This is a genomic window from Streptomyces muensis (genome assembly GCF_021474425.1).
Lineage (GTDB): Bacteria > Actinomycetota > Actinomycetes > Streptomycetales > Streptomycetaceae > Streptomyces > Streptomyces muensis.
On record NZ_JAKEIP010000064.1, the window covers coordinates 1 to 22,333 of the forward strand.

The following is a 22,333-nucleotide window of genomic DNA, read 5'->3' on the forward strand; positions in this document are numbered from 1 at the left end:
GGGCCGGGGCGCGGGGGCTGAGGACTACGTGGTTCCTGGCGCGGAGGGCTGAGGACTGCGTGGTTCCTGGCGCGGAGGGCTGAAGGCGGGGTGGTTCCGGGCGCGGGTGGCTGAGGACAGGAGGTCTTTGGTGCGCGCGGCTTGGGGCAGGGGGTTCGGTTGACTCGCGGCCGAGGCCAGCGGGGCCCGGGCGACGCCCGGCCGAGGCAGCTGGTTCCGGGCGAGCGCGGCTGAAGCCAGCCGAGTTCCGGCGGCGCGAGGCTGGGACAGTAGGGACCGGGGGCAGGCACTGGGGACAGCTGGTCCCGGACGCGCGTGGGTGAGGCCAGCCGAGTTGCGGCCGCCCGTGGCTGAGACATCGGGCCCCGGCGACACCCGGCTGAGGCCACGCGGCTCCGAGCGCGCGGCTTAGGACAGCAGGTTCCGGCGACGCGCCGCTGAGGCAGCTGGTTCCGGGCGAGCGCGGCTGAGACCAGCCGAGTTTCCGCCGCGCGCAGCTGAGGCACCGGGCCCCTGCGGCGCGTCGCTGAAGGCAACAGGTGGCGGGCGGTGGGTGAAGACGGTTGCGTTCCGGGCGCGCAGGGCGATGGCGTCGTCGAAAACCGCGGGCATGCGTGCCGCACGGGTGGGCGCGGGCGGCGGCCCGAAACGCAGGGCCGTACAGCCGACCTCTCAGCCGCAACGCCGAGCGCCGGCTCAAGGAACCCCAACCCCTGCACCACGGCCCAGCCCCAGTGGCAACGTCTCGCGGAGGATGCACGGATCGAACGTGCGCGGGCCTTCAGACCCGACCATGGCTTAGCAAGCCAGTGCCTTACCACTCGGCCAATCCTCCGGGTGGGCGACCCACGCGAGAGCGACATCGCGTGCTCGAAGCGGCCGCCCCGGGCAGCTCCCCGTGCGGTACGGACTCTACGGAGGGGTAGCGATTACTCCGGAGTCCGCCGCCGGCTGCCCTGTCGGGAGCTCGACGTACTGCCGTGCATGGACATCGTCGCGCTCCTCTCCCAGAACGTGGCGCCGAACTCGTCGTCCGGCGGTGTGGACACAACCACTGTGCCTGTACGCCGAGTTGGCCGCCACTGATTTAAGGGGCCGAGGAAAGGCGCCGTACGTTTCCCCGTACGCCCCGTACCTTTCCCCGTACGCCCCTTACCGGCGGCGCCACTTGCGTCGGCGCCCCTTGCTGAAGAACCATCCGGCCGGCGGTTCGTCGGAGCGCCAGGGCTGCGGCTCCGGATCCTCGCGGCGCCAGCGCGCGGCCAGCATGCGGGCGCGGGCGGACGGCTCGGCGGTCCCGGCCGCACGTATGAAGTCGTCGTCCAGGACCAGGTTGCTCCAGGTGTCGTCCCCGGACTGTTCGCGATCCTCGTGCCGCGCCGTGCCGCCGCCTGCCATCGCCGTCCTCCAGTTCGTACAGTCCATCCACCTTTGCCCAGTGTGCCCGGGCAGAGGTGAAGCCCCCGTCAAGAGCGGGCCGGTTCAAGCGCCCGGCCCTTTATCTCCTCGGCCGCTCTCCATCTCCTCGGCCGCTCGATATCTCCTCCGCCGCCTACTCCTCGCCGGCCAGCGTCAGCGACCGCAGCTTCTGCCCCGCGTACCAGGTCGCGAGGACGGTGACCACGGCCAGCAGCACCGTCGCGGTGGGCAGGGTGACGTCCGACGTCACCAGGTCCCCGCCCGCGACCTTCTGTGCCACCGCCAGCGCCCACTGCTGGACGCTCAACGTGCGCGCACCGGACACCAGGGAGCCGAACAGGGCCTCCCAGACCAGCGCGTAGACGAGGCCGAAGACCACCGCGTGCCGGGACACCGTGCCGAGCAGCAGGAAGATCGCGGCGTAGGCGATGGACGCGACGAGCGCGGCCACCGTGTAGGCGACGGCGATCTGCTGGCCGTTGCCGTTGAGGATGAGGCCCGCGATGAAGGTGGGCAGTGCTGAGAACACCATGGTCACGGCAATCGCGACGATCAGCTTGGTGAAGATGATCGTCGGCCGCTTCACCGGCTTGGACAGCAGATACACCACCGAGCCGTCGTCGATCTCCGGCCCGATCGCGCCGGTGCCGGCGATGACGCCGATGATCGGCACCATGGTGGCCAGCGCCAGCCCGCCGAGCAGGTCGGACGCGGTCTGGTCGTCGGCGCCGGCGAGCCCGCGCACCGCGATCGAGATCGCGATGAGCAGCACGGGCAACGCGCCGAGGATGAGGGCCCGGCGGCGGCCGAGCAGGGCTCGATAGGTGAGCCGGGCGACTGTGGGGTCGTACATCTTCGGCCTCCTACGCCGCGACCAGATACGAGAAGACGGACTCGAGGGACTCGTCCGACGGCGAGACCGTGAGCAGGCGGATGCCGTGGTCACGCGCCACCTTCGGCAGCAGCGTGGTGAAGCGGCCGAAGTCGACGGCCTGGATGTGCAGCGCGCCCTCCGCCAGGTCGACCTCGATGCCGGACGTCGACGGATCGGCGATCAGCGCGGCCGCGAGGGTGCGGTCGTCGCTGGAGCGCACCAGGTAGCGGTGCGGGCGGTCGGTCATCAGACGGCGGATCTTGCGGAAGTCACCGCTCGCGGCGTGCCGTCCGGCCACCACGACCTCGATGTGCCAGGCGAGTTGCTCGACCTCTTCGAGGATGTGCGAGGAGAAGAGGACGGTGCGGCCCTCGTCGCCCATCTTCCGCAGCAGGTCCATGAGCTGCATGCGCTGGCGCGGGTCCATGCCGTTGAAGGGCTCGTCGAGCAGGAGCAGCGAGGGGTTGTGCACAAGGGCGCTCGCCATCTTCACGCGCTGGCGCATGCCCTTGGAGTACGTCTGGATCTTGCGGTCCTGGGCGTACTCCATCTCGACCGTGGCCAGGGCCTTTTGGGCCGCCTTGGCGCCCAGGCCGTGCAACTCGGCGTTGGCGACGACGAATTCGCGCCCGGTGAGGAAGTCGTACATCGCCTCGCGCTCGGGGACGATACCGATGTGCTGGTAGATCGACTCGTTGCGCCACACCTGCTGCCCGTCGAGGGTGACGGTGCCGGTGGAGGGAGCGAGGAAGCCGCCCATCATGTTGATGAGGGTGGACTTTCCGGCACCGTTGGGGCCGAGGAGGCCGGTGACGCCGGGGCCGATCGTCATGGTGATGTCGTTGACGGCGACCACGTTGCCGAACCAGCGGGAGACATGGTCGATCTGGAGCGTGGTCACAGTCCCACCTTCTTGTAGCGGCGCATCAGCAGGCCGTAGCTGCCGGCGATCAGGCCGAGGGTGACGAGGACGTACACCGCGCCTTCCCCGTTGGTCGGGCCGACTCCGCCGGGGAAGGCGGACGTGGCGCCCAGGAAGGCGGTCTGTACGCCGTCGATCAGCGTGACCGGCGAGAAGAGGCCGATCCAGGCGATGGCGCCCGAACTGTTCTGCACCTCGGCGATGGCCTGGAGCGTGGAGACGGCGCCGTAGGAGATGGTCAGTACGGCGATCACGGCCGCGATGCCGAAGCCGCGGCGCGGGGTGACCGACGCGATGACCAGGCCGATGCCGGCGAGCAGCAGTGAGAGCAGTGCCACGGAGACCAGTCCCTGCGCGAATCCCTTGGTCTGGTCGGCGAAGTCGAGCTTGGCCAGCAGCGCGCCCACGTAGAGCACGATCAGCGGGGCGGCGGTGAGGATGAACAGCGCCGAGGCCAGCGCCGCGAACTTCGCGCGGACGTAGTCGGCGGTCTCGATGGGCCGCGAGAAGTACAGCGGTACGGTCTTGAAGCGCAGGTCGCGGGAGACGGACTGGGGTGCCTGCGAGGCGATGTACAGGCTGATCACGGCCTGCATGACGATCGCGTAGCGGGTGTAGTCGACGGGCAGGTCGCTGGCCTTGGTGGCGACCGCGACGGCGACCATGATGGCCGCCGGCACGCACATCACCACGAACAGCAGCATCGGCAGCACCTTGGACTTCACCGACCGGCCGAGGCCGTAGGCGCCGCGCAGGGACTGCGAGTAGAGGGACCGGGTGGCGTAGGAGCGGCCGAGGCGGGGGCCGTCGTAGGTGCGGTAGCCGATGTTGTGGATGCGGGTCTGGTCACCCGGCTGTGCGGCTACGGGGTGCTCAACTGCCATGGCCGACCGCCTCCTTCCGCTGTGCTTCGGTGCTCTGCTCGCTGCCCTGCCCGCTGTCGGTGAAGACCTCCGAGATGTGGTGCCGGCGCTGTTCCATGCGGACCAGGCCGAGTCCGAGGTCGGCGACGACGTCGCGCACCAGGTCGTAGGTCTCCTCGCCCTGCGCGGTGAGCAGCAGGATGTGGCCGGCGCCGGGGAGGCCGCCGCTGCCGTCGAGGACGTCCACCCCGCGCGCGTGCAGCGCGTCGCGCGCCGCGCGGGTGCCGTCCGGATGGTCGTCGCTGTCGGTGACCTCGATGGCGAGGGTCGTCGTGGTCTGGGTGAAGTCGGTGGTGGAGCTGGAGCGCAGCAGCTTGCCGCCGTCGACGACGACCACGTGGTCGCAGGTGCGCTCCAGTTCTCCCAGTAGATGGGAGGTGACCAGGACCGAGATGCCGAAGTCGGTGTGGATGCGGCGGATCAGGCCGAGCATCTCGTCGCGGCCGACCGGGTCGAGGCCGTTGGTCGGCTCGTCCAGGAAGACCAGTTGCGGGTCGTGCACCAGGGCCTGGGCCAGCTTCACGCGCTGCTTCATGCCGGTCGAGTAGCCGCCGATGGGGCGGTAGCGCTCCTCGTAGAGACCGACGTGGCGCAGGGTGTCCGCGGTGCGTTCGCGTGCGGCGGCGGGCGGCAGGCCGGACATGCGTGCCATGTGTACGACGAACTCGGTGGCCGAGACGTCGGGTGGCAGACAGTCGTGCTCCGGCATATAGCCGACCCGCTCGCGGATGTCGGCGCCCTTGGTGGCGACATCGAGTCCGAGCACTTCGGCTCGGCCCTCGGTGGCGGGGGACAGACCCAGCAGGATCTTGATCAGTGTGGACTTGCCGGCTCCATTGGCTCCGACGAGTCCGGTCACACCGGGCCCGACGTCCACGGAGAGCCGGTCAAGCGCGGTCACCCTCGGGAACCGCTTGCTCAGGCTTTCGGTCGCGATCACAGTCACGCTTCGAAGGTAGTGACGCGGACCACGCCGGTCGTCACCCCGCAGAGCTGTATTGGAGTCAGACTCCAGGACTACGGGGCCCTAGGGGTCACCCCTGAGTCGAGGTGCGCGCCCCTGGTTTTCCACATCGGCGGGGGTTCGGCCGGGGCATCGGCAGAGTTTTCCACAGCCCTCGGCGGCCCTATTGACGCAGCCTCTAACAACTGTCACATTCGCCAGTGTCAAGTTACGGGCACGTACCGCAGTCGGTGTGGACAAGGTGGGGCGGTGGCATGACTACGGCGGTGACAGGCGGGCTCTCCGTGGACTCCGCGGAACTGCGCGGGTTCAGGCAGGTCCAGCAGTTGGCCTACGCATGCGCGGAGGCCGTCGCGGCGCGGCTTGAGCCGGGCATCACCGAGCGCGAGGCCGCGCGGATGCAGCGCGAGTGGCTGCGCGAGCGCGGCGTACGCGACTGGTTCCATCTGCCCTTCGCCTGGTTCGGCGACCGCACGGCGTTCGTGAACTTCCGGATCCCGCTGCAGTTCTTCCCCACGAACCGGCGGCTGGAGCCCGGGATGCCGTTCATCCTGGACATGGCCCCGGTGTACGACGGTTACACCGCCGACATCGGCTACTCCGGCTCGCTCGGCATCAGCCCCGTGCAGGACCGGCTGATGGCCGACCTGGAGGCACACCGGGAGCTGATCCTGCGCGAGGTGCGCGAGCGGCGGCCGCTTCGGGAGATCTACGAGGACGTGGACCGGCTCATGGTCCGCCAGGGTTACGCCAACCGGCACCGCGCCTACCCCTTCGGCGTGATCGCCCACAAGGTCGACCGCGTCAAGGAACGCCGCTGGTCACCGCATGTCTTCGGGTTCGGCACGCAGTCCCTGAAGGGTCTGGCGAGCGACGCGCTGCACGGCCATCGCGACGGCTGGTCCCCGCTGTGGTCGCCGTACCGCTTCTCCGACCACCCGCCGCAGCCGGGCCTGTGGGCGGTCGAACCGCACCTCGGATTCCGGGGCACGGGCGCGAAGTTCGAGGAGATCCTCGTCGTCACCGACTCCAGGGACCCCGAGCAGAGCGCCTTCTGGCTGGACGACGATCTGCCGCACGTGCGGCGCTGGGCGGAGGAGAAGTGACGGTGCCGGTGACTCTCGAAGAGGCGCGTGAGCGCCGGGTGCAGACCGGCGGAGTCGAGCTGTGCGTGGCCGAGCTGGGCGATCCCGGACAGCCGACGGTGATCCTGGTGCACGGCTATCCGGACAGCAAGGAGGTGTGGTCCGAGGTCGCGCCGCGGCTGGCCGGCCGCTTCCATGTCGTGCTGTACGACGTCCGGGGCCATGGCCGGTCGACGGCGCCCAAGCCGCTGCGCGGCGGGTTCACGCTGAAGAAGCTGACGGACGACTTCCTTGCCGTCGCGGACGCGGTCAGCCCGGACCGGCCCGTGCATCTGGTGGGGCACGACTGGGGCTCCGTGCAGGCCTGGGAGTTCGCCACCGTCAAGCGCACCGAGGGCCGGATCGCGTCCTTCACCTCCATGTCCGGGCCGTCCCTGGACCACTTCGGTCACTGGATCAACAGCCGTCTCAAGCGCCCCACCCCGCGCCGGGTCGGTCAACTCCTCGGCCAAGGCGCCAAGTCCTGGTACGTCTACGCGCTGCACACGCCCGTGCTGCCCGAACTGGCCTGGCGCGGCCCCCTCGGCAAGACCTGGCCCCGCATCCTGGAGCGCATGGAGAAGGTCCCCGGCAGCGGCTACCCGACCTCGTCCCTGCCGACGGACGCGGCACACGGGGCGTGGCTGTACCGGGACAACGTGCGGGCACGCCTGCGCCACCCGCGCCAGGACGCGTACGCCCACGCGCCCGTGCAGCTCATCACGCCCCTCGGGGACGCATTCCTCTCGGAACGGCTCTACGACGAACTGGAGCTGTGGGTTCCACAGTTGACCAGGCGCACCCTGCCGGCGAAGCACTGGATCCCGCGCTCCCGCCCCGACCAACTTGCCTCCTGGATCACCGAGTTCGTGACCTCCGTGGAGGGCGGCCGCCCGGAAGGGGTCACGGCGACCGGGAAGTACGCCGACCGTTTCGGCGGGCAGCTCGTGCTGGTCACGGGCGCGGGCAGCGGCATCGGGCGGGCGACGGCGTACGCGTTCGCCGAGGCCGGCGCGCGCGTGGTGGCCGTCGACCGGGACGTCGAGGCCGCGGTCCGCACCGCCGAGATGTCCCGTCTGATCGGCGCACCCGAGGCCTGGCCGGAGACCGTCGACGTCTCCGACGAGCAGGCCATGGAGAAGCTCGCCGCGAAGGTCGCCGCCGAGTACGGCGTCGTGGACGTCCTGGTGAACAACGCCGGCATCGGGCTGTCGGGCTCCTTCTTCGACACGACTCCCGAGGACTGGAAGAAGGTCCTCGACGTCAATCTGTGGGGCGTCATCCACGGCTGCCGGCTGTTCGGCAGGCAGATGGCCGAGCGCGGACAGGGCGGCCACATCGTCAACACCGCGTCGGCGGCGGCGTATCAGCCCTCCAAGGCGCTGCCCGCCTACAGCACCTCCAAGGCGGCCGTCCTGATGCTGAGCGAGTGCCTGCGCGCGGAGCTGGCGGGACAGGGCATCGGCGTGACCGCGATATGCCCGGGCCTGGTCAACACCAACATCACCTCGACCGCGCACTTCGCCGGGGTCGACGCCGAGGAGGAGAAGCGGCGCCAGAAGAAGTCCGCCCGGCTGTACGGGCTGCGGAACTATCCGCCGGAGAAGGTGGCCGACGCGATCCTGCGGGCGGTGGTGCGCGGTGAGGCCGTGGTTCCGGTGACGCCGGAGGCACGGGGGGCGTATCTGATGTCGCGGTTCACGCCGAGGGCGCTGCGCAGGATCGCGCGGCTGGAGCCACCCCTGTGAGCGAGGGCGGCCGCCCGGCCGAACAGCGCGGTGAGGGCGGCCACATGGCCGAGGGGCCGCCCCCGCCCGCCTACCGGATCGAGGACCTCGCCCACCTCAGCGGCGCCACCGTCCGCACCATCCGCGCCTACCAGGACCGTGGCCTGCTCCCCCGCCCCGAGCGCAGGGGCCGCGCCAACCTGTATGGCGACGCCCATCTCGTCCGTCTGCGCCAGATCGCCGACCTCCTCGACCGCGGCTACACCCTGGCCTCCATCAAGGAGCTCCTGGAGGCCTGGGACGCCGGTCGTGGCCTCGGCGGGGTACTCGGGCTCGTCGCCGAGGTCGACGGGCCCTGGACCGACGAGGAGGCGGTACGGATCTCGCGTGCCGAGCTGGACCGGCGCTTCGGCGGCACGCCCGACGACGCGGCGGTGGCCGAGGCCGTGGAGCTCGGCGTACTGGAGCCGGCCCCCGACGACGAGGACACCTTCGTCGTACCGAGCCCCCAAGAGCTGTCCGTGGCCGTCGAGTTGCACGCCGCCGGGGTCCCGCTGTCCGCGATCTCCGCTCACCTACGGGAGTTGAGGGGTCAGGTCGAGCACATCGCCGCCCGTTTCCTGGAGTTCACCACCGAACACGTCTTCGCCCGCTATCTCGACGGAACCAACCGTCCGACAGACGCGGAAGCCTCCGAAGCGGCCTCTCTCGTACGACGGCTGCGCCCACTCGCACAGCACACCGTGGATGCCGAACTCGCCCGGGCGATGCGCCTGTTGGCAGTACGCCACCTACGACAGCAACTCGGCACGTCCGAGGCTCCTGATCTTCGGAACCGGACGAGAACAGTGCTCGTTCCCGAAGAGACAATGCAGACCGTGGAGCGCTTGGTTGGTCCACAGCAGGCCGCGACGTTCGTCAGTCTGGCCACCGAACGGGAAGTGCGCGCCCGCACCTTGGACCGGCTTGCCTCAAATCACAGCTCATCAGCTGATCTTGACGAAACCTCTTGAATCGACGGCTCGTTGTCCACAGAATCGCCAATTCCCCTGTGGATAACCCGACTTGCTTGTGGATCAAACATCCGGAGCGAAATCGTTCGCGTGATTCGTGCCTCTACCGGCAGGCTGATGGCATGGACGAAAGACGCACCGTGAAGGTGTCGAAGTACCTCTCGAAACACCTTCGCCACCAGCCCGAGCGGATCGGGCTCACACTCGACGAGGGCGGCTGGGTCGAGATCGACACCCTGATCGCCGCCGCGACCGCGCACGGATTCCGGTTCACCCGGGAAGAGCTGGACCATGTGGTGGCCGCCAACGACAAACGGCGCTTCGCGATCGAGGGCTCCCGGATCCGCGCCAGTCAGGGCCACAGCATCGATGTCGATCTCGGACTGCCCCCGGCGACACCGCCGCCGTACCTCTACCACGGCACCGTGGCCCGCAACCTGGACGCGATTCGCAGCGCCGGCCTCAAGCCCATGAACAGGCACGATGTGCACCTCTCCACCGACCGCGAGACCGCGACGCGGGTCGGCGCCCGGCGCGGCCGCCCCGTGGTGCTCTCGGTGGACGCCGACGCCATGCACCGCGACGGCCATGTCTTCCACGTCAGCGCGAACGGAGTATGGCTGACGAAGGCCGTACCGCCGGAGTATCTGCGCTTCCCGGAGTCGCACTGATCTTCCTTCGGACACGCCGCCGCGCCCAAGGCACTCCCGTGCCGGTCGGCCTCACTCTGTGGCCGGGCAGCCGCGCGCGGTGACTGTTTCACGTGAAACCCGTTCGGCCGCATAGGCTCGGTCATATGAGTCTGCGCCTGAGCACCGTGATCCTCCCGTACCGCCGCTGGTCCGAGGGGGGCCGCGAGGCATGGCAGCGCGCGGAGCAGCTCGGCTTCCATGCCGCGTACACCTACGACCACCTTTCCTGGCGCAGCTTCCGTGACGGCCCCTGGTTCGGCGCCGTGCCGACGCTGACGGCCGCCGCCGCCGTCACCGACCGTCTGCGGCTGGGCACGCTGGTCACCTCGCCGAACTTCCGGCATCCGGTGCCCTACGCCAAGGAACTGATCTCCCTGGACGACATCTCCGGCGGCCGTTTCACGCTCGGCGTGGGGGCGGGCGGTTCCGGGTTCGACGCCACCGTCCTCGGCCGGGAGCCATGGTCACCGCGCGAGCGGGCCGACCGGTTCGCCGAGTTCGTCCAGCTCCTGGACCGGCTGCTGACCTCGGACTCGGTGTCGTACGAGGGCGACTTCTACTCGTCGCACGAGGCGCGGAACATCCCGGGCTGTGTGCAGCGCCCCCGGCTGCCCTTCGCGGTCGCCGCGACCGGGCCGCGCGGGCTTCGGCTCGCGGCGCAGTACGGGCAGGCCTGGGTGACCACGGGCGACCCCAAGCTGTACGAGAACGGCACTCCTGAACAGTCGGTTCAAGCCATTCGCGGACAGGTGGAGAAGCTGGCCGACGCCTGCGCCGCGATCGGCCGGGACGCGGCGGGACTCGACAAGGTCCTGCTCACCGGATTCACCCCGGATCGCGCCCGTCCGCTGGAGTCCCTCGACGCGTTCGTGGACTTCGCGGGGCGTCATCAGGAGCTGGGGTTCACCGAGATCGTGGTCCACTGGCCGATCCCCGACTCGGACTTCGCGGCCGACGAGAAGGTCTTCGAGCAGATCGCCATGGAGGCCATGGCACAGCTGCGGTGAGATCGACCGAGGTGACAGTGCTGGTCAGCGAGCTGGGAGCGGTGTCGTCGGGGGCGGTTTCTCCTCAGGCACCCCCTCAGATGTGCGGACTGCCGCACGGTCGTGCGGGCATATGCGGGAGAATGAGCCGGTGACCTCAGCGACTCGACAGCCCCAGACCCCGGCGGCCGCCGTCCGCCCGCGGCTCATCGCCACCGACCTGGACGGCACCCTGCTGCGGGACGACAAGTCCGTCTCCCCGCGCACGATCGCCGCGCTGGCCGCCGCCGAGGAGGCCGGCATCGAGGTGTTCTTCGTCACCGGCCGCCCGGCCCGCTGGATGAACGTCGTCAGCGACCACGTCCACGGTCACGGTCTGGCGATCTGCGGCAACGGCGCCGCCGTGGTCGATCTGCACGGCGGTCCCGGCGCCCACCGGTTCGTGAAGGTGCGGGAGCTGGCCCGGGAGAACGCGCTGGACGCCGTACGGCTGCTGCGGGACGCGGCTCCGGGCACGGTGTACGCGGTGGAGCAGACGTACGGCTTCTACCAGGAGCCGGACTATCCCAAGCTGCACATGGAGATACCGGACAGTCTCGCGCCGGCCGAGGACCTCCTGGCCCCGGACGCCCCGGGCGCCGACGAGCCGGTGCTCAAGATCCTCGCCTACCACCCCACCCTCGATCCCGACGCCTTCCTCACCCTCGCCCGCCTCGCCATCGGCGACCGCGCCAACGTCACCCGCTCCAGCCCCAGCGCCCTGCTGGAGATCAGTGGCCCCGGCGTCTCCAAGGCCAGCACGCTCGCCCTGTGCTGCGCCGAGCGCGGGATCTCGCACGAGGAGGTCGTGGCCTTCGGGGACATGCCCAACGACGTCGAGATGCTGACGTGGGCGGGCCAGTCGTACGCGATGGGCAACGCCCACCCGGATGTGATCGCCGCCGCGTCGGGGCGGACGGTCGCCAACAACGACGACGGTGTGGCGGTCGTGATCGAACAACTGCTGGCGGAACGGCCCTAGGCCCCGCGCCGCGACTAGCCGACCGGCACGTCCCGCTTCGTCAACCACGGCACGGGATCCACCGCCGAGCCCATCTCGGGAGTGACCCGCACCTCGAAGTGCAGGTGCGGGCCGGTGGAGTTGCCCGTCGTGCCGGACTGGCCGATCCACTGCCCGGTGTCGACGCGCTCGCCCTGGTCCACGGCGACGGTCGCGAGATGGGCGTACTGCGTGAAGTAGCCGTTGGCGTGGCGGACGACGATCTCCATGCCGAAGGCTCCGCCGCACGCCACCTTGACCACCTGCCCGTCCCCGACCGCGCGCACGGGTGTACCGATCGGCACCGCGAAGTCCTGCCCGGTGTGCCGGTGCGCCCACCGCAGCCCACCGCTGCCGAACCCGGCGGACAGTTCGTACGACCGCACCGGCGCGACCCACGCCCCCGCACCGTCCGTCTTCTTCTGGTCGAGCCGAACGGCACCCGGGCAGGAGCCGGCCGCCACGGAGGCGTCGGCCTCACCCTGCAACTGCCACCTGGCCTCTTCCAGCTTGTCCTCGATGCCCTTCTTCAGCCGGGCGAGCTCGGTGTTGCGCTTCTCCAGCGACTCCCAGGCCGCCGCCGATCTGGCCTCGTCCCGAGTGAGCCGGGCCTCGGCGCGGCGGCTCTTGTCGATGGCGTTGCCGACGGCCAGATTCGTCTGCGAGAACACATGCTGGCCGCGCATCAGCTGGTCCGGGCTCGACGCGAGGAGGATCTGCGCGGTGAGCGGCATCCCGCCACCGCTGCGGTACTGGGCACGCGCGAGCCGGCCCAGGTCCTCGCGCAGGACGCCGATCTCCCGTCGCTCCCGGTCGAGCAGCTTCTCGATCCGCAGGGCTTTCGCCCGCTGCGCCTCGGCCTCCTGGCGCCCCGCCTGGTACCGCTCCGTCGCCCGCGCCGCGTCCTCGTACAGCTTCACCACCCGCGCGCTGAGCACCGAGTCACCGCCGGTGCCGTTGTGGTTCGGCCCGCCCTTGCCGTCGCCGACGGCGTCGACGGGCCGGGCGACGAGTGAGGTGATCGCGCACAGGAGCGCCGGAACGACCAGGAGGCGACGGCGATATGAGCGCATGCCAGCGATCCTGGCTCGCGGATCGGGCCAAGGCCTTGTTCAGGTCGTACGCCTGGGGGACGTGTTGCTGCGGATGGGGCAGTAGGGACGTTGACGCGGACACCGGCAGAACCACCCAGGGGCCGGCGCGGTGAAGCGCGGGCGCTACGGCGCCCCCACCAGCAGATCCGCCTCCTCCTCCCGCGCCACCATCCGCCGCAACGGCCCCTCCACCGCGGCCAGCTCCGCGAACGGCCCTCGCTGCACCACCCGCCCCGCCTCCAGCACGACCACCTCGTCCACGGCCTCAAGACCGGCCAGCCGGTGGGTGATGAGCAGCGTCGTGCGGCCCTCGGTGGCGGCCAGCAGGTCGGCGGTGAGGGCGTCGGCGGTCGGCAGGTCGAGATGCTCGGCGGGCTCGTCGAGGACGAGGACGGGGAAGTCGGCGAGCAGCGCGCGGGCCAGCGCGAGCCGCTGCCGCTGGCCGCCCGACAGCCGTGCCCCGTGCTCGCCCACGAGCGTGTCCAGACCGTCGGGCAGGCCGTCGGCCCAGTCGAGCAGCCGGGCGCGCTTCAAGACGTCGCGCAGCTCGTCCTCGGTGGCGTCCTTCTTGGCGAGGAGCAGGTTCTCGCGCACGGAGCTGTCGAAGAGGTGCGCGTCCTGCGCGCACAGTCCGACGAGCCGCCGTACGTCGTCGCCGTCCAGCGCGTACGCGTCCACGCCACCCAGCGTGTACGAGCCCGCGGCGGCGTCCAGGAAGCGCAGCAGCACCTGCGCCAGCGTCGTCTTGCCGGAACCGGACGTCCCGACGACCGCGATCCGGCGGCCCTCCTCCAGGGTCAGGTCGAGGCCGGCGAGCGCGTCCCGGTCCTGGCCCGCGTGGCGGGCGGTCAGATCCCGGACGGCGACCGGGAAGGGCGACGCGGGCGCCTGCCGGGGCCGCTCCGGTTCCCGTACCGGCTCGGGCGCGTCCAGCACCTCGTACACGCGCTCGGCGCTCCTGCGCACCCGCTGCCGGTACTGCACGGCGAGCGGCAGGCCGAGGACGGCCTCGAAGGCGGCCAGCGGGGTGAGGACTACAACGGCCATCGCGACGCCGCCGAGCCGCCCGTCGGCGACCGCCTGGGCGCCCACGAGAGCCGTGGCGGCGACGGTGAACCCGGAGACCAGCGCGGTGAGTCCGTCGCCGAGCGCGGTCGCGGTGGCGGCCCGCGAGGCGATCCGGGTGAGCGTCCCGTCGGCCCGCCGCGCTTCGGCGGTACGGCTGGGCAGGGCGCCGGCGACGGTCAGCTCCGCGGTGCCGGTGAGCAGATCCGTCACCCGTGTCGCGAGCACGCCTCGGGCGGGGGCCAGCCTGCGTTCTGCGCGTCGGGCGACGGCGCCCGTGACGAGCGGGACCCCGGCCCCGGCGACGAGCAGCCCGACCGCGAGTACGGCACCGGCCTCGGGCAGCAGCCAGGCGGTGAAGCCGACGGCCGCGGCGGACACGACGGCCGCGGAAGCCGCGGGCAACAGCCACCGCAGCCAGTAGTCCTGAAGCGCGTCCACATCGGTGACGAGCCTCGCCAGCAGGTCGCCCCGCCGCGTGCGGCGCAGCCCGGCCGGTGCCAGCCGCTCCAGCCGCCGGTACACGGCGACCCTGGTGTCGGCCAGCATCCGCAGCACCGCGTCATGTGACACCAGGCGCTCGGCGTACCGGAACACGGCCCGGCCGATACCGAAGGCGCGCGTCGCCGTGACGGCCACCATCAGATACAGCACGGGCGGCTGCTGCGAGGCCCGCGAGATCAACCATCCGGAGGTGGCCATGAGCCCGACGGCACTGCCGAGCGCGAGGCTCCCGAGCAGCAGCGCGAGCGCGAGACGACCGCGCCGGGGGCCGGACATGGCACGGACGCGGGCGAGGACACCTCGCGAGCCCGCAGTAGGGGGCACGGCCTCGGCGTCGACCGGAGCGGTCCGGCTCCCGTCCGCCGCGGCACCGCCGTGCTCTCTCTGCTCCATGCCGGCGTGCAGTTCCGGCTCGATGACACGGCTGGCGGACACGGGCGTGCTGGGCAGTGCGCCTGCCTGCTCGGGCGCCTCCGCCCCCGCCTCCGCCAGCCGCACCACCCGGTCGGCCACGCCCAGCAGCGCCGGCCGATGCACCACGAGCAGCACCGTCCGTCCCACCGACAGCCTCCGCACGGCCTCCACGACCTCGGCCTCGGTGGCCCCGTCGAGGGCGGCCGTCGGCTCGTCCAGGAGCAGCACGGGCCGGTCCGCGAGGAACGCGCGGGCCAGCGCGAGCCGTTGCCGCTGCCCTGCGGACAGCCCGAGCCCGTCCTCGCCGAGCACGGTGTCGACGCCCCGGGGCAGCGCGTCCACGAACTCGATCGCCCCGGCGTCCTCCAGCGCCCGCCGTACAGCGCCGTCGTCCGCGTCGGGACGCGCCAGCCGTACGTTCTCGGCGATCGTCCCGGCGTACAGATGCGGCCGCTGGGGGACCCAGGCGATACGGGAGCGCCATGCGTCGAGGTCGAGCTCGGCAAGATCCGCTCCCCCGACCAGGACGCGCCCCTCGGTCGGCCGAACGAACCCCAACAGCACATTCAGCAGCGTCGACTTGCCCACGCCGCTCGGCCCGACGAGCGCGACCGTCTCACCGGGTTCGAGGGCGAAGGCGGCACCCGACACGGCGTCCACGGACCGCCCGGGATAACGAACCGAGACCCCCTCGAACGACACCGCCCCCGTCGGCACCGCCGCGGTCCCCGTCGCCGACACCGGGGTCTCCAGCACCTCGAAGATCTCCTCGGCCGCCGACAGCCCCTCGGCGGCCGCGTGGTACTGCGCACCCACCTGGCGCAGCGGCAGATAGGCCTCGGGCGCCAGCACGAGGACGACCAGGCCGTCGTACAGATGCATCTCGCCGTGGACGAGCCGCATGCCGATCGTCACCGCGACCAGGGCCACCGAGAGCGTGGAGAGCAGCTCCAGCGCGAAGGAGGAGATGAAGGCGATCCGCAGCGTCCGCATGGTCGCCCTGCGGTACTCGCCGGTGATACGCCGGATCGACTCGGCCTGCGCCTTGGCCCGCCCGAACACCTTCAGGGTGGGCAGCCCCGCGACGACGTCCAGGAAGTGTCCGGACAGCCGGGACAGCAGCTGCCACTGACGGTCCATGCGGGACTGTGTGGCCCAGCCGATCAGCATCATGAAGATCGGGATGAGCGGAAGGGTACCGACGATGATCGCGGCCGAGACCCAGTCCTCGGTCACGATCCTCGCCAGCACCGCGACCGGCACGACGACCGCGAGCCCCAACTGCGGGAGATAGCGCGAGAAGTAGTCGTCCAGGGCGTCGACCCCACGCGTGGCCAGGGCGACCAGCGATCCCGTCCGCTGCCCGCTCAGCCACCCGGGACCCAGCTCGGCCGCCCGCTCCAGCAGCCGCCCCCGCAGCTCCGACTTCACCGCCGCGCTCGCACGGTGGGCGGCGAGCTCGGTGAGCCAGGCGACCCCCGCCCGACCGATCGCGACCGCCACCAACAACAGCAGGGGAGTGCGCAGTTCAGCGGCCGACATCCCGTTCTGGAACGCCCCCACCACAGCCTCGGCGATGAGCATCGCCTGGGCGATGACCAACCCCGCACCGACGGCACCCAGGCCGACGACCGCGATCAGGAAGAGGCGGGTGGCGCGGGCGTATCGGAGGAGACGCGGGTCGATTGGTTTCACGTGAAACACACCTCAGTGCACGGGTTCGGCGATGTGCTGCGTACCGATCCGCTTGCGGAAGACCCAGTAGGTCCAGCCCTGGTAGAGCATCACGATCGGCGTGGCGATCACGGCGCACCAGGTCATGATCTTCAGGGTGTAGGGGCTCGACGAGGCGTTGGTGACCGTGAGGCTCCACTCGTCATTGAGCGAGGAAGGCATGACGTTCGGGAAGAGCGTCAGGAAGAGCATCGCCACGGCGGCCACGATGGTGACGCCGGAGAAGGCGAACGACCATCCTTCACGCCCGGCTTGGTTCGCCACCAGCGCCGCCACCAGCGCGGCCACGGCCACGGCGAACGCCACCAGGCTCTTGCCGTCCCCGTTCTCGATCTGCGTCCACAGCATGAAGATCAGCGCGAGTACGGCGGCGACAAGCCCGACCCACAGGGCCAGCTTCCGCGCCCGCTCCCGGATCTCCCCGACGGTCTTCAGCGCGGTGAACACCGCACCGTGGAAGGTGAACAGCGTCAGCGTCACCAGACCGCCGATGAGCGCGTACGGGTTGAGCAGGTCCAGCACATTGCCGACGTACTCATGGCTCTGGTCGAGCTTCACGCCCCGCACGATGTTGCCGAAGGCGACGCCCCACAGGAACGCCGGGATCAGCGAGCACCAGAAGATGGCGTGCTCCCAGTTGCGCTGCCAGTTCTCCTCGGGCCGCTTCGCCCGGTACTCGAAGGCGACACCCCGGACGATCAGGGAGACCAGGATCACCAGCAGAGGCAGGTAGAAGCCCGAGAAGAGCGTGGCGTACCACTCGGGGAAGGCGGCGAAGGTGGCACCGCCCGCCGAGAGCAGCCACACCTCGTTGCCGTCCCAGACCGGGCCGATGGTGTTGATCAGCACCCGCCGCTCGGGCCGGTTGCGGGCGAGCAGCTTGGTGAGGACACCGACCCCGAAGTCGAAGCCCTCCAGAAAGAAGTAGCCGATCCACAGGACGGCGATCAGGACGAACCAGACGTCGTGCAGTTCCATGACAGTGCAGCTCCCTCGGCCTAGTACGAGAAGGCCATCGGCTTGTCGGCGTCACGGGAGTCGCCGCCGATCTTCGTGGGCGGGTTCAGGTCGGCCTCGGTGAGCTCGGGCGGGCCGGCCTTGACGTACTTCACGAGCAGCTTGACCTCGACGACGGCGAGGATGGCGTACAGCGCGGTGAAGACGATCATCGAGGTGAGGACCTCGCCCTGGGAGACACCGGGGGAGACCGCGTCGCGGGTGCGCAGGACGCCGTAGACGACCCAGGGCTGACGGCCCATCTCGGTGAAGATCCAGCCCCAGGAGTTGGCGATCAGCGGGAAGCCCAGGGTCAGCACGGCGATACGCCAGTACCACTGGGTGAGCTTCGGGCCGAGGGCCTTGTGGGGCAGCAGCACGAGATGCGGCACCTCGTCGTCACCGACCCTCAGGTGCTGCGGCAGCATGAACTTCTTGCGGGTCAGCCAGAGTCCGAGCAGACCGATGGCGAACGACGTCATACCGAAGCCGATCATCCAGCGGAAGCCCCAGTAGGCGACGGGGATGTTGGGCCGGTAGTCGCCGGGACCGTACTTCTCCTGCTCGGCCTTGTTGACGTCGTTGATACCGGGGACGTACGAGCTGAAGTCGTCCTTGGCCAGGAAGGACAGCAGGCCGGGGATCTCGATGGCGACCTTGTTGTGGCCCTTGTCGACATCGCCGTAGGCGAAGACGGAGAAGGGCGCCGGCGCCTCGCCGTCCCACAGGGCCTCGGCGGCGGCCATCTTCATCGGCTGCTGCTCGTACATGATCTTGCCGAGGACGTCACCGCTGATCGCGGTGAGCATGCCGCCGATGACGACGGTGACCAGGCCGAGCCTGAGCGAGGTCTTCATCTCGCGGATGTGCTTCTTGCGCAGCAGATGGAAGGCGGAGATGCCGACCATGAACGCGCCACCGGTGAGGAAGGCCGCCGAGAGGGTGTGGAAGGCCTGGGCGAGCGCGGTGTTCTGGGTCAGTACGAGCCAGAAGTCGGTGAGCTCGGCCCGTCCCTTGGCCTCGTTGATCCGGTAGCCGACGGGGTGCTGCATCCAGGAGTTGGCCGCCAGGATGAAGTACGCCGACAGGATCGTGCCGATGGAGACCATCCACATACAGGCCAGGTGGATCTTCTTCGGCAGCTTGTCCCAGCCGAAGATCCACAGGCCGATGAAGGTCGACTCGAAGAAGAAGGCGATCAGCGCCTCGAAGGCCAGCGGCGCCCCGAAGACGTCACCCACGAAGCGGGAGTAGTCGGACCAGTTCATGCCGAACTGGAACTCCTGCACGATGCCGGTGACCACGCCCATCGCGATGTTGATCAGGAAGAGCTTGCCCCAGAACTTCGTCGCCCTGAGGTACTTCTCCTTCTCCGTGCGCACCCAGGCGGTCTGCAGGCCGGCCGTGAGGGCTGCCAGCGAGATCGTCAGGGGGACGAACAGAAAGTGGTAGACGGTGGTGATACCGAACTGCCAGCGCGCCAGAGTCTCCGGCGCCAAAGCCAGGTCCACGTCGCCGCTCCTTACTACCGCTTGTGAAAGCGTTCACATTCACAAGCAATTATGCAGCACCCCTCCTCGACCCCTCAAAGGGGGGTACCTCCTCGGCCCCAACCCCTTGGCGCGGACTTCAACATATTGTTGAATCAGCGGCATGCAGACACCGACGCCGACCCACATACGGATCTCCTGGCCTGCAGGGCACCTCACCGCGACCCTCGACGACACCCCGACGACGCAGGCCCTCGCCAAGGCTCTGCCCCTCGTCTCCACCGCCCGCACCTGGGGCGAGGAGGTCTACTTCGACACGGGCATCGCCGTTCCACGTGAAACCAACGCCCGGCAGGTGGTCGAGCCGGGCACGGTCGCCTTCTGGACCGACGGCGACGCGCTCGCCCTCCCCTACGGCCCCACACCGATCTCGCGAGGCGACGAGTGCCGCCTCGCGAGCCCGTGCAACGTCCTGGGCCACCTCGACGGCGACCCTCGCCTGTTGGCGACCGTCCGCGACGGCGACCCCGTGCGCGTGGAACTCGTGGACGCCTGACCGGCTTACGAAGCTCTACAGCTCCTTGCGGAAGCCTTCCGCCACCTTCAGGAAGATGTCGTTCGCCTCGGCCTCCCCGACCGTCACCCGCACACCCTCGCCCGGGAACGGTCGGATCACCACGCCCGCCTGCTCACAGGCCTGAGCGAAGGCCACCGTGCGGTCCCCCAGCCGCAGCCACACGAAGTTGGCCTGGGTCTCGGGCACCGTCCAGCCCTGAGCGCGCAGCCCGTCGACCACGCGGTTGCGCTCGCACACCAACGAGCCGACCCTGCCGATCAGTTCGTCCTCGGCACGCAGCGAGGCGATGGCCGCCTCCTGCGCGATCTGGCTCACCCCGAAGGGCACGGCCGTCTTGCGCAGCGCCGCCGCGACCGGCTCCTGGGCGATGGCGAAGCCGACACGGAGGCCGGCCAGGCCGTACGCCTTGGAGAACGTCCGCAGGACACAGACGTTGGGCCGCTCACGGTAGATCTCCACACCGTCCGGCACCTCGGGGTCACGGATGAACTCGCGGTACGCCTCGTCCAGCACCACCAGGACATCGCCAGGCACCCGGTCGAGGAACCGCTCCAGCTCGGCACGCCTGACGACCGTGCCCGTCGGGTTGTTGGGGTTGCAGACGAAAATCAGCCGGGTGCGGTCGGTGATGGCGGCGGCCATCGCGTCCAGGTCGTGCACATCGCCCGGGGTCAGCGGCACCTGGACGGACGTGGCACCGCTGATCTGCGTGATGATCGGGTACGCCTCGAAGGACCGCCAGGCGTAGATGACCTCGTCGCCGGGGCCGGCGGTGGACTGGATCAGCTGCTGGGCGACGCCGACCGAGCCGGTGCCGGTCGCCAGATGGGAGGCCGGGACGCCGAAGCGCTCGGACAGCTCGTTCATCAGGCCCGTGCACATCATGTCCGGGTAGCGGTTGAAGGACGAGGCCGCGGCCGTCACGGTCTCCATCACGCCGGGCAGCGGCGGATAGGGGTTCTCGTTGGAGGACAGCTTGTAGGCCACCGGGCCACCGGCCGCGGCAGGCTTGCCCGGCTTGTAGGTGGGGATACCCTCCAGCTCGGCGCGCAGCTTGGGGCTCGTCTCGCTCACCGCAGTCCTCCTCGCGACCACCGGCGGCCCATCACCACCGCCGGCTCCAATACTTCTCACCTTATGAGGATTCGGCGCCGATGCGTACAGGTGCGGAGCCCTGTCTCCTGACCTCCTGCCGACCCATGCCGACCCGCTCCGCCCCGTGCCGATTCCTTCCGAGCCCTGCTGAACCCATCTGCCACACCTGCATCAGGGGCATCCGCGTACGAAGGCGTACGAATTAGGGGGCGCATCACACATATATCTATGCGCCGGTGGCTCACGCCCTGGCGCGCATCACCCGTGAAGGTGAGTTGAGACCTCTTCGAAACATCGGGCACTTGGCAGGCCCATGCGTGCCGACAAGTCACGTCTTGCCATTGGATCGTTCAACTCCCTTGCTTTCAAAGGAGTTTGACGCCTGATGACCTTGCAGAAACGTGCCTGTCAACGGCTGCATATGCGTCCGCACTACCCCACCGAATGAGCCCTACTATCGGCTCGCCATGACAGCAGCAGGGAAGCACCAGGTGAGCCGCGCGGAAACCTCACGTCGAGGCAGTCGGCCCGGTCGGGCGGGCATCAGAGACGTGGCGGCCGCCGCCGGGGTCTCCATCACGACCGTCTCCGACGCCCTCAACGGAAAGGGCCGGCTCCCCGACGCCACCCGACGCCATGTCCGCGAGGTCGCCGACCGGCTGGGCTACCGCCCGTCGGCCGCCGCCCGGACACTCCGAACCGGCAAGTCAGGACTCATCGGCCTGACCGTGACGACATACGGGGATGAACCTTTCACCTTCACCGAGTTCGCGTACTTCGCCGAGATGGCCCGCGCCGCCACCTCGGCCGCGCTCGCCCGCGGCTACGCCCTCGTGATCCTCCCCGCCACCTCGCGCCACGACGTCTGGTCGAACGTCGCCCTCGACGGCACGGTCGTCATCGATCCGTCCGACCAGGACCCCGTCGTCAGCGAGCTGGTCAGACAGGGCCTCCCGGTCGTCTCCGACGGCCGCCCGGCCGGTTCCCTCCCGGTCACCGCCTGGGTCGACAACGACCACGAGGCCGCCGTGCTCGGCATCCTCGACCACCTGGCCGACGCCGGTGCCCGCAGGATCGGCCTGCTCACGGGCACCACGACGGACACCTACACCCATCTGTCGACTACCGCGTATCTGCGCTGGTGCGAACGGGTCGGCCAGGACCCGGTGTACGAGGCCTACCCGGCGCACGACCCGTGCGCGGGCGCCGTCGCGGCCGACCGGCTGCTCGCCCGGCCCGACCGGCCCGACGCGGTCTACGGCCTGTTCGACCCGAACGGCACCGACCTGCTCGCCGCCGCGCGCCGCTACGGCCTGCGCGTACCGGACGACCTGCTTCTGGTGTGCTGCAGCGAGTCAACGGTGTACGCCAACACCGAGCCGCCCATCACCACGCTCTCCCTCAAGCCGCGCCGCATCGGCACGGCAGTGGTCCAGCTCCTCATCGACGCCATCGAGGGGGTCGATTCGGACCACCCGGTCGAGCAGGTGATACCGACCGAGCTGATCGTGCGTACCTCGTCCCAGCGACGTCCTCCGCGAACGACGGTCAGCCCGCCCCGGTCGCCCGAGGAACGGTAGAAACAGGCTCCGGGGGAGCGCTGGAGCCAGGTCGAGGAGTGACGGCAGCGAGGTCGTCGAGCGGCCTAAGCCCGGCCCAATCGGGGCGAAAGCCGCGGTGA

At 70.1% G+C, this 22,333-nt stretch carries 18 protein-coding genes and 1 tRNA gene; 8 read left to right on the plus strand and 11 right to left on the minus strand.

Annotation, left to right across the window (positions count from 1 at the left end):
• Window positions 1–748: 748 nt before the first annotated feature.
• The 6 genes from L0P92_RS17625 to L0P92_RS17650 form a co-directional block, all read right to left on the minus strand.
• Window positions 749–835 (minus strand) — tRNA-Ser (locus L0P92_RS17625).
• A 317-nt stretch (window positions 836–1,152) separates the two neighbouring features.
• A complete protein-coding gene (locus tag L0P92_RS17630) occupies window positions 1,153–1,398 on the minus strand; it encodes an SGM_3592 family protein (protein ID WP_234763687.1) in 246 nt (81 codons plus the stop codon).
• Window positions 1,399–1,552: 154 nt separating this feature from the next.
• Window positions 1,553–2,272 carry an ABC transporter permease gene (locus L0P92_RS17635; protein ID WP_234763688.1) on the minus strand — a complete coding sequence of 240 codons (720 nt, stop codon included), beginning with the start codon at window positions 2,270–2,272 and terminating at the stop codon, window positions 1,553–1,555.
• Between the two features lie 10 nt (window positions 2,273–2,282).
• The gene (locus L0P92_RS17640) at window positions 2,283–3,194 is read right to left on the minus strand and encodes an ABC transporter ATP-binding protein (RefSeq protein WP_234763689.1); all 912 of its coding nucleotides are present in this window, start codon (window positions 3,192–3,194) and stop codon (window positions 2,283–2,285) included.
• Window positions 3,191–4,099, minus strand: coding sequence for an ABC transporter permease (locus L0P92_RS17645; protein WP_234763690.1), 909 nt, complete (start codon window positions 4,097–4,099; stop codon window positions 3,191–3,193). The genes L0P92_RS17640 and L0P92_RS17645 overlap by 4 nt, the downstream gene beginning before the upstream one ends.
• On the minus strand, window positions 4,089–5,078 hold the full coding sequence (locus L0P92_RS17650) for an ABC transporter ATP-binding protein (protein WP_234763713.1): 990 nt from the start codon (window positions 5,076–5,078) through the stop codon (window positions 4,089–4,091). Before L0P92_RS17650 ends, L0P92_RS17645 begins: the two co-directional genes overlap by 11 nt.
• 278 nt (window positions 5,079–5,356) lie before the next feature.
• On the opposite strand from L0P92_RS17650, the gene L0P92_RS17655 reads away from it, so the two are divergent.
• The 6 genes from L0P92_RS17655 (at window position 5,357) to L0P92_RS17680 (ending at window position 11,665) form a co-directional block, all read left to right on the plus strand.
• Complete coding sequence (locus L0P92_RS17655) at window positions 5,357–6,208, plus strand: M24 family metallopeptidase (protein WP_234763691.1); 852 nt, start codon at window positions 5,357–5,359, stop codon at window positions 6,206–6,208.
• A gap of 8 nt (window positions 6,209–6,216) precedes the next feature.
• On the plus strand, window positions 6,217–7,974 hold the full coding sequence (locus tag L0P92_RS17660; RefSeq protein ID WP_234763714.1) for an SDR family oxidoreductase: 1,758 nt from the start codon (window positions 6,217–6,219) through the stop codon (window positions 7,972–7,974).
• A gap of 44 nt (window positions 7,975–8,018) precedes the next feature.
• Window positions 8,019–8,966 (plus strand): MerR family transcriptional regulator, encoded by a 948-nt coding sequence (locus L0P92_RS17665; protein ID WP_234763715.1) that lies wholly within the window; start codon window positions 8,019–8,021, stop codon window positions 8,964–8,966.
• 122 nt (window positions 8,967–9,088) lie between these two features.
• On the plus strand, window positions 9,089–9,637 hold the full coding sequence (locus L0P92_RS17670) for an RNA 2'-phosphotransferase (RefSeq protein WP_234763692.1): 549 nt from the start codon (window positions 9,089–9,091) through the stop codon (window positions 9,635–9,637).
• Window positions 9,638–9,762: 125 nt separating this feature from the next.
• Window positions 9,763–10,665 carry an LLM class flavin-dependent oxidoreductase gene (locus L0P92_RS17675; protein WP_234763693.1) on the plus strand — a complete coding sequence of 301 codons (903 nt, stop codon included), beginning with the start codon at window positions 9,763–9,765 and terminating at the stop codon, window positions 10,663–10,665.
• A gap of 130 nt (window positions 10,666–10,795) precedes the next feature.
• Window positions 10,796–11,665, plus strand: coding sequence for a Cof-type HAD-IIB family hydrolase (locus L0P92_RS17680; protein ID WP_234763694.1), 870 nt, complete (start codon window positions 10,796–10,798; stop codon window positions 11,663–11,665).
• A 14-nt stretch (window positions 11,666–11,679) separates the two neighbouring features.
• Here L0P92_RS17680 and L0P92_RS17685 read toward each other — a convergent pair whose 3' ends face one another.
• The 4 genes from L0P92_RS17685 to L0P92_RS17700 all read right to left on the minus strand — a co-directional run bounded on the left by L0P92_RS17685 (window position 11,680) and on the right by L0P92_RS17700 (window position 19,001).
• On the minus strand, window positions 11,680–12,756 hold the full coding sequence (locus L0P92_RS17685) for a M23 family metallopeptidase (RefSeq protein ID WP_234763695.1): 1,077 nt from the start codon (window positions 12,754–12,756) through the stop codon (window positions 11,680–11,682).
• A gap of 144 nt (window positions 12,757–12,900) precedes the next feature.
• Window positions 12,901–16,455, minus strand: coding sequence for a thiol reductant ABC exporter subunit CydD (cydD, locus tag L0P92_RS17690; protein ID WP_234763696.1), 3,555 nt, complete (start codon window positions 16,453–16,455; stop codon window positions 12,901–12,903).
• Between the two features lie 12 nt (window positions 16,456–16,467).
• On the minus strand, window positions 16,468–17,472 hold the full coding sequence (cydB, locus tag L0P92_RS17695) for a cytochrome d ubiquinol oxidase subunit II (protein WP_234763697.1): 1,005 nt from the start codon (window positions 17,470–17,472) through the stop codon (window positions 16,468–16,470).
• A 20-nt stretch (window positions 17,473–17,492) separates the two neighbouring features.
• Entirely contained in the window at window positions 17,493–19,001 is a 1,509-nt protein-coding gene (locus L0P92_RS17700) for a cytochrome ubiquinol oxidase subunit I (RefSeq protein ID WP_234763698.1), read from the minus strand.
• A gap of 142 nt (window positions 19,002–19,143) precedes the next feature.
• On the opposite strand from L0P92_RS17700, the gene L0P92_RS17705 reads away from it, so the two are divergent.
• Window positions 19,144–19,536, plus strand: coding sequence for a cyclophilin-like fold protein (locus L0P92_RS17705; protein WP_234763699.1), 393 nt, complete (start codon window positions 19,144–19,146; stop codon window positions 19,534–19,536).
• Window positions 19,537–19,551: 15 nt separating this feature from the next.
• Here the strand turns inward: L0P92_RS17705 and hisC are convergent, their stop codons facing one another.
• On the minus strand, window positions 19,552–20,631 hold the full coding sequence (gene hisC, locus L0P92_RS17710; protein WP_234763700.1) for a histidinol-phosphate transaminase: 1,080 nt from the start codon (window positions 20,629–20,631) through the stop codon (window positions 19,552–19,554).
• A gap of 488 nt (window positions 20,632–21,119) precedes the next feature.
• Here hisC and L0P92_RS17715 point away from each other — a divergent pair, with 488 nt between their 5' ends.
• On the plus strand, window positions 21,120–22,232 hold the full coding sequence (locus tag L0P92_RS17715; protein ID WP_217207677.1) for a LacI family DNA-binding transcriptional regulator: 1,113 nt from the start codon (window positions 21,120–21,122) through the stop codon (window positions 22,230–22,232).
• Window positions 22,233–22,333 lie beyond the last annotated feature (101 nt).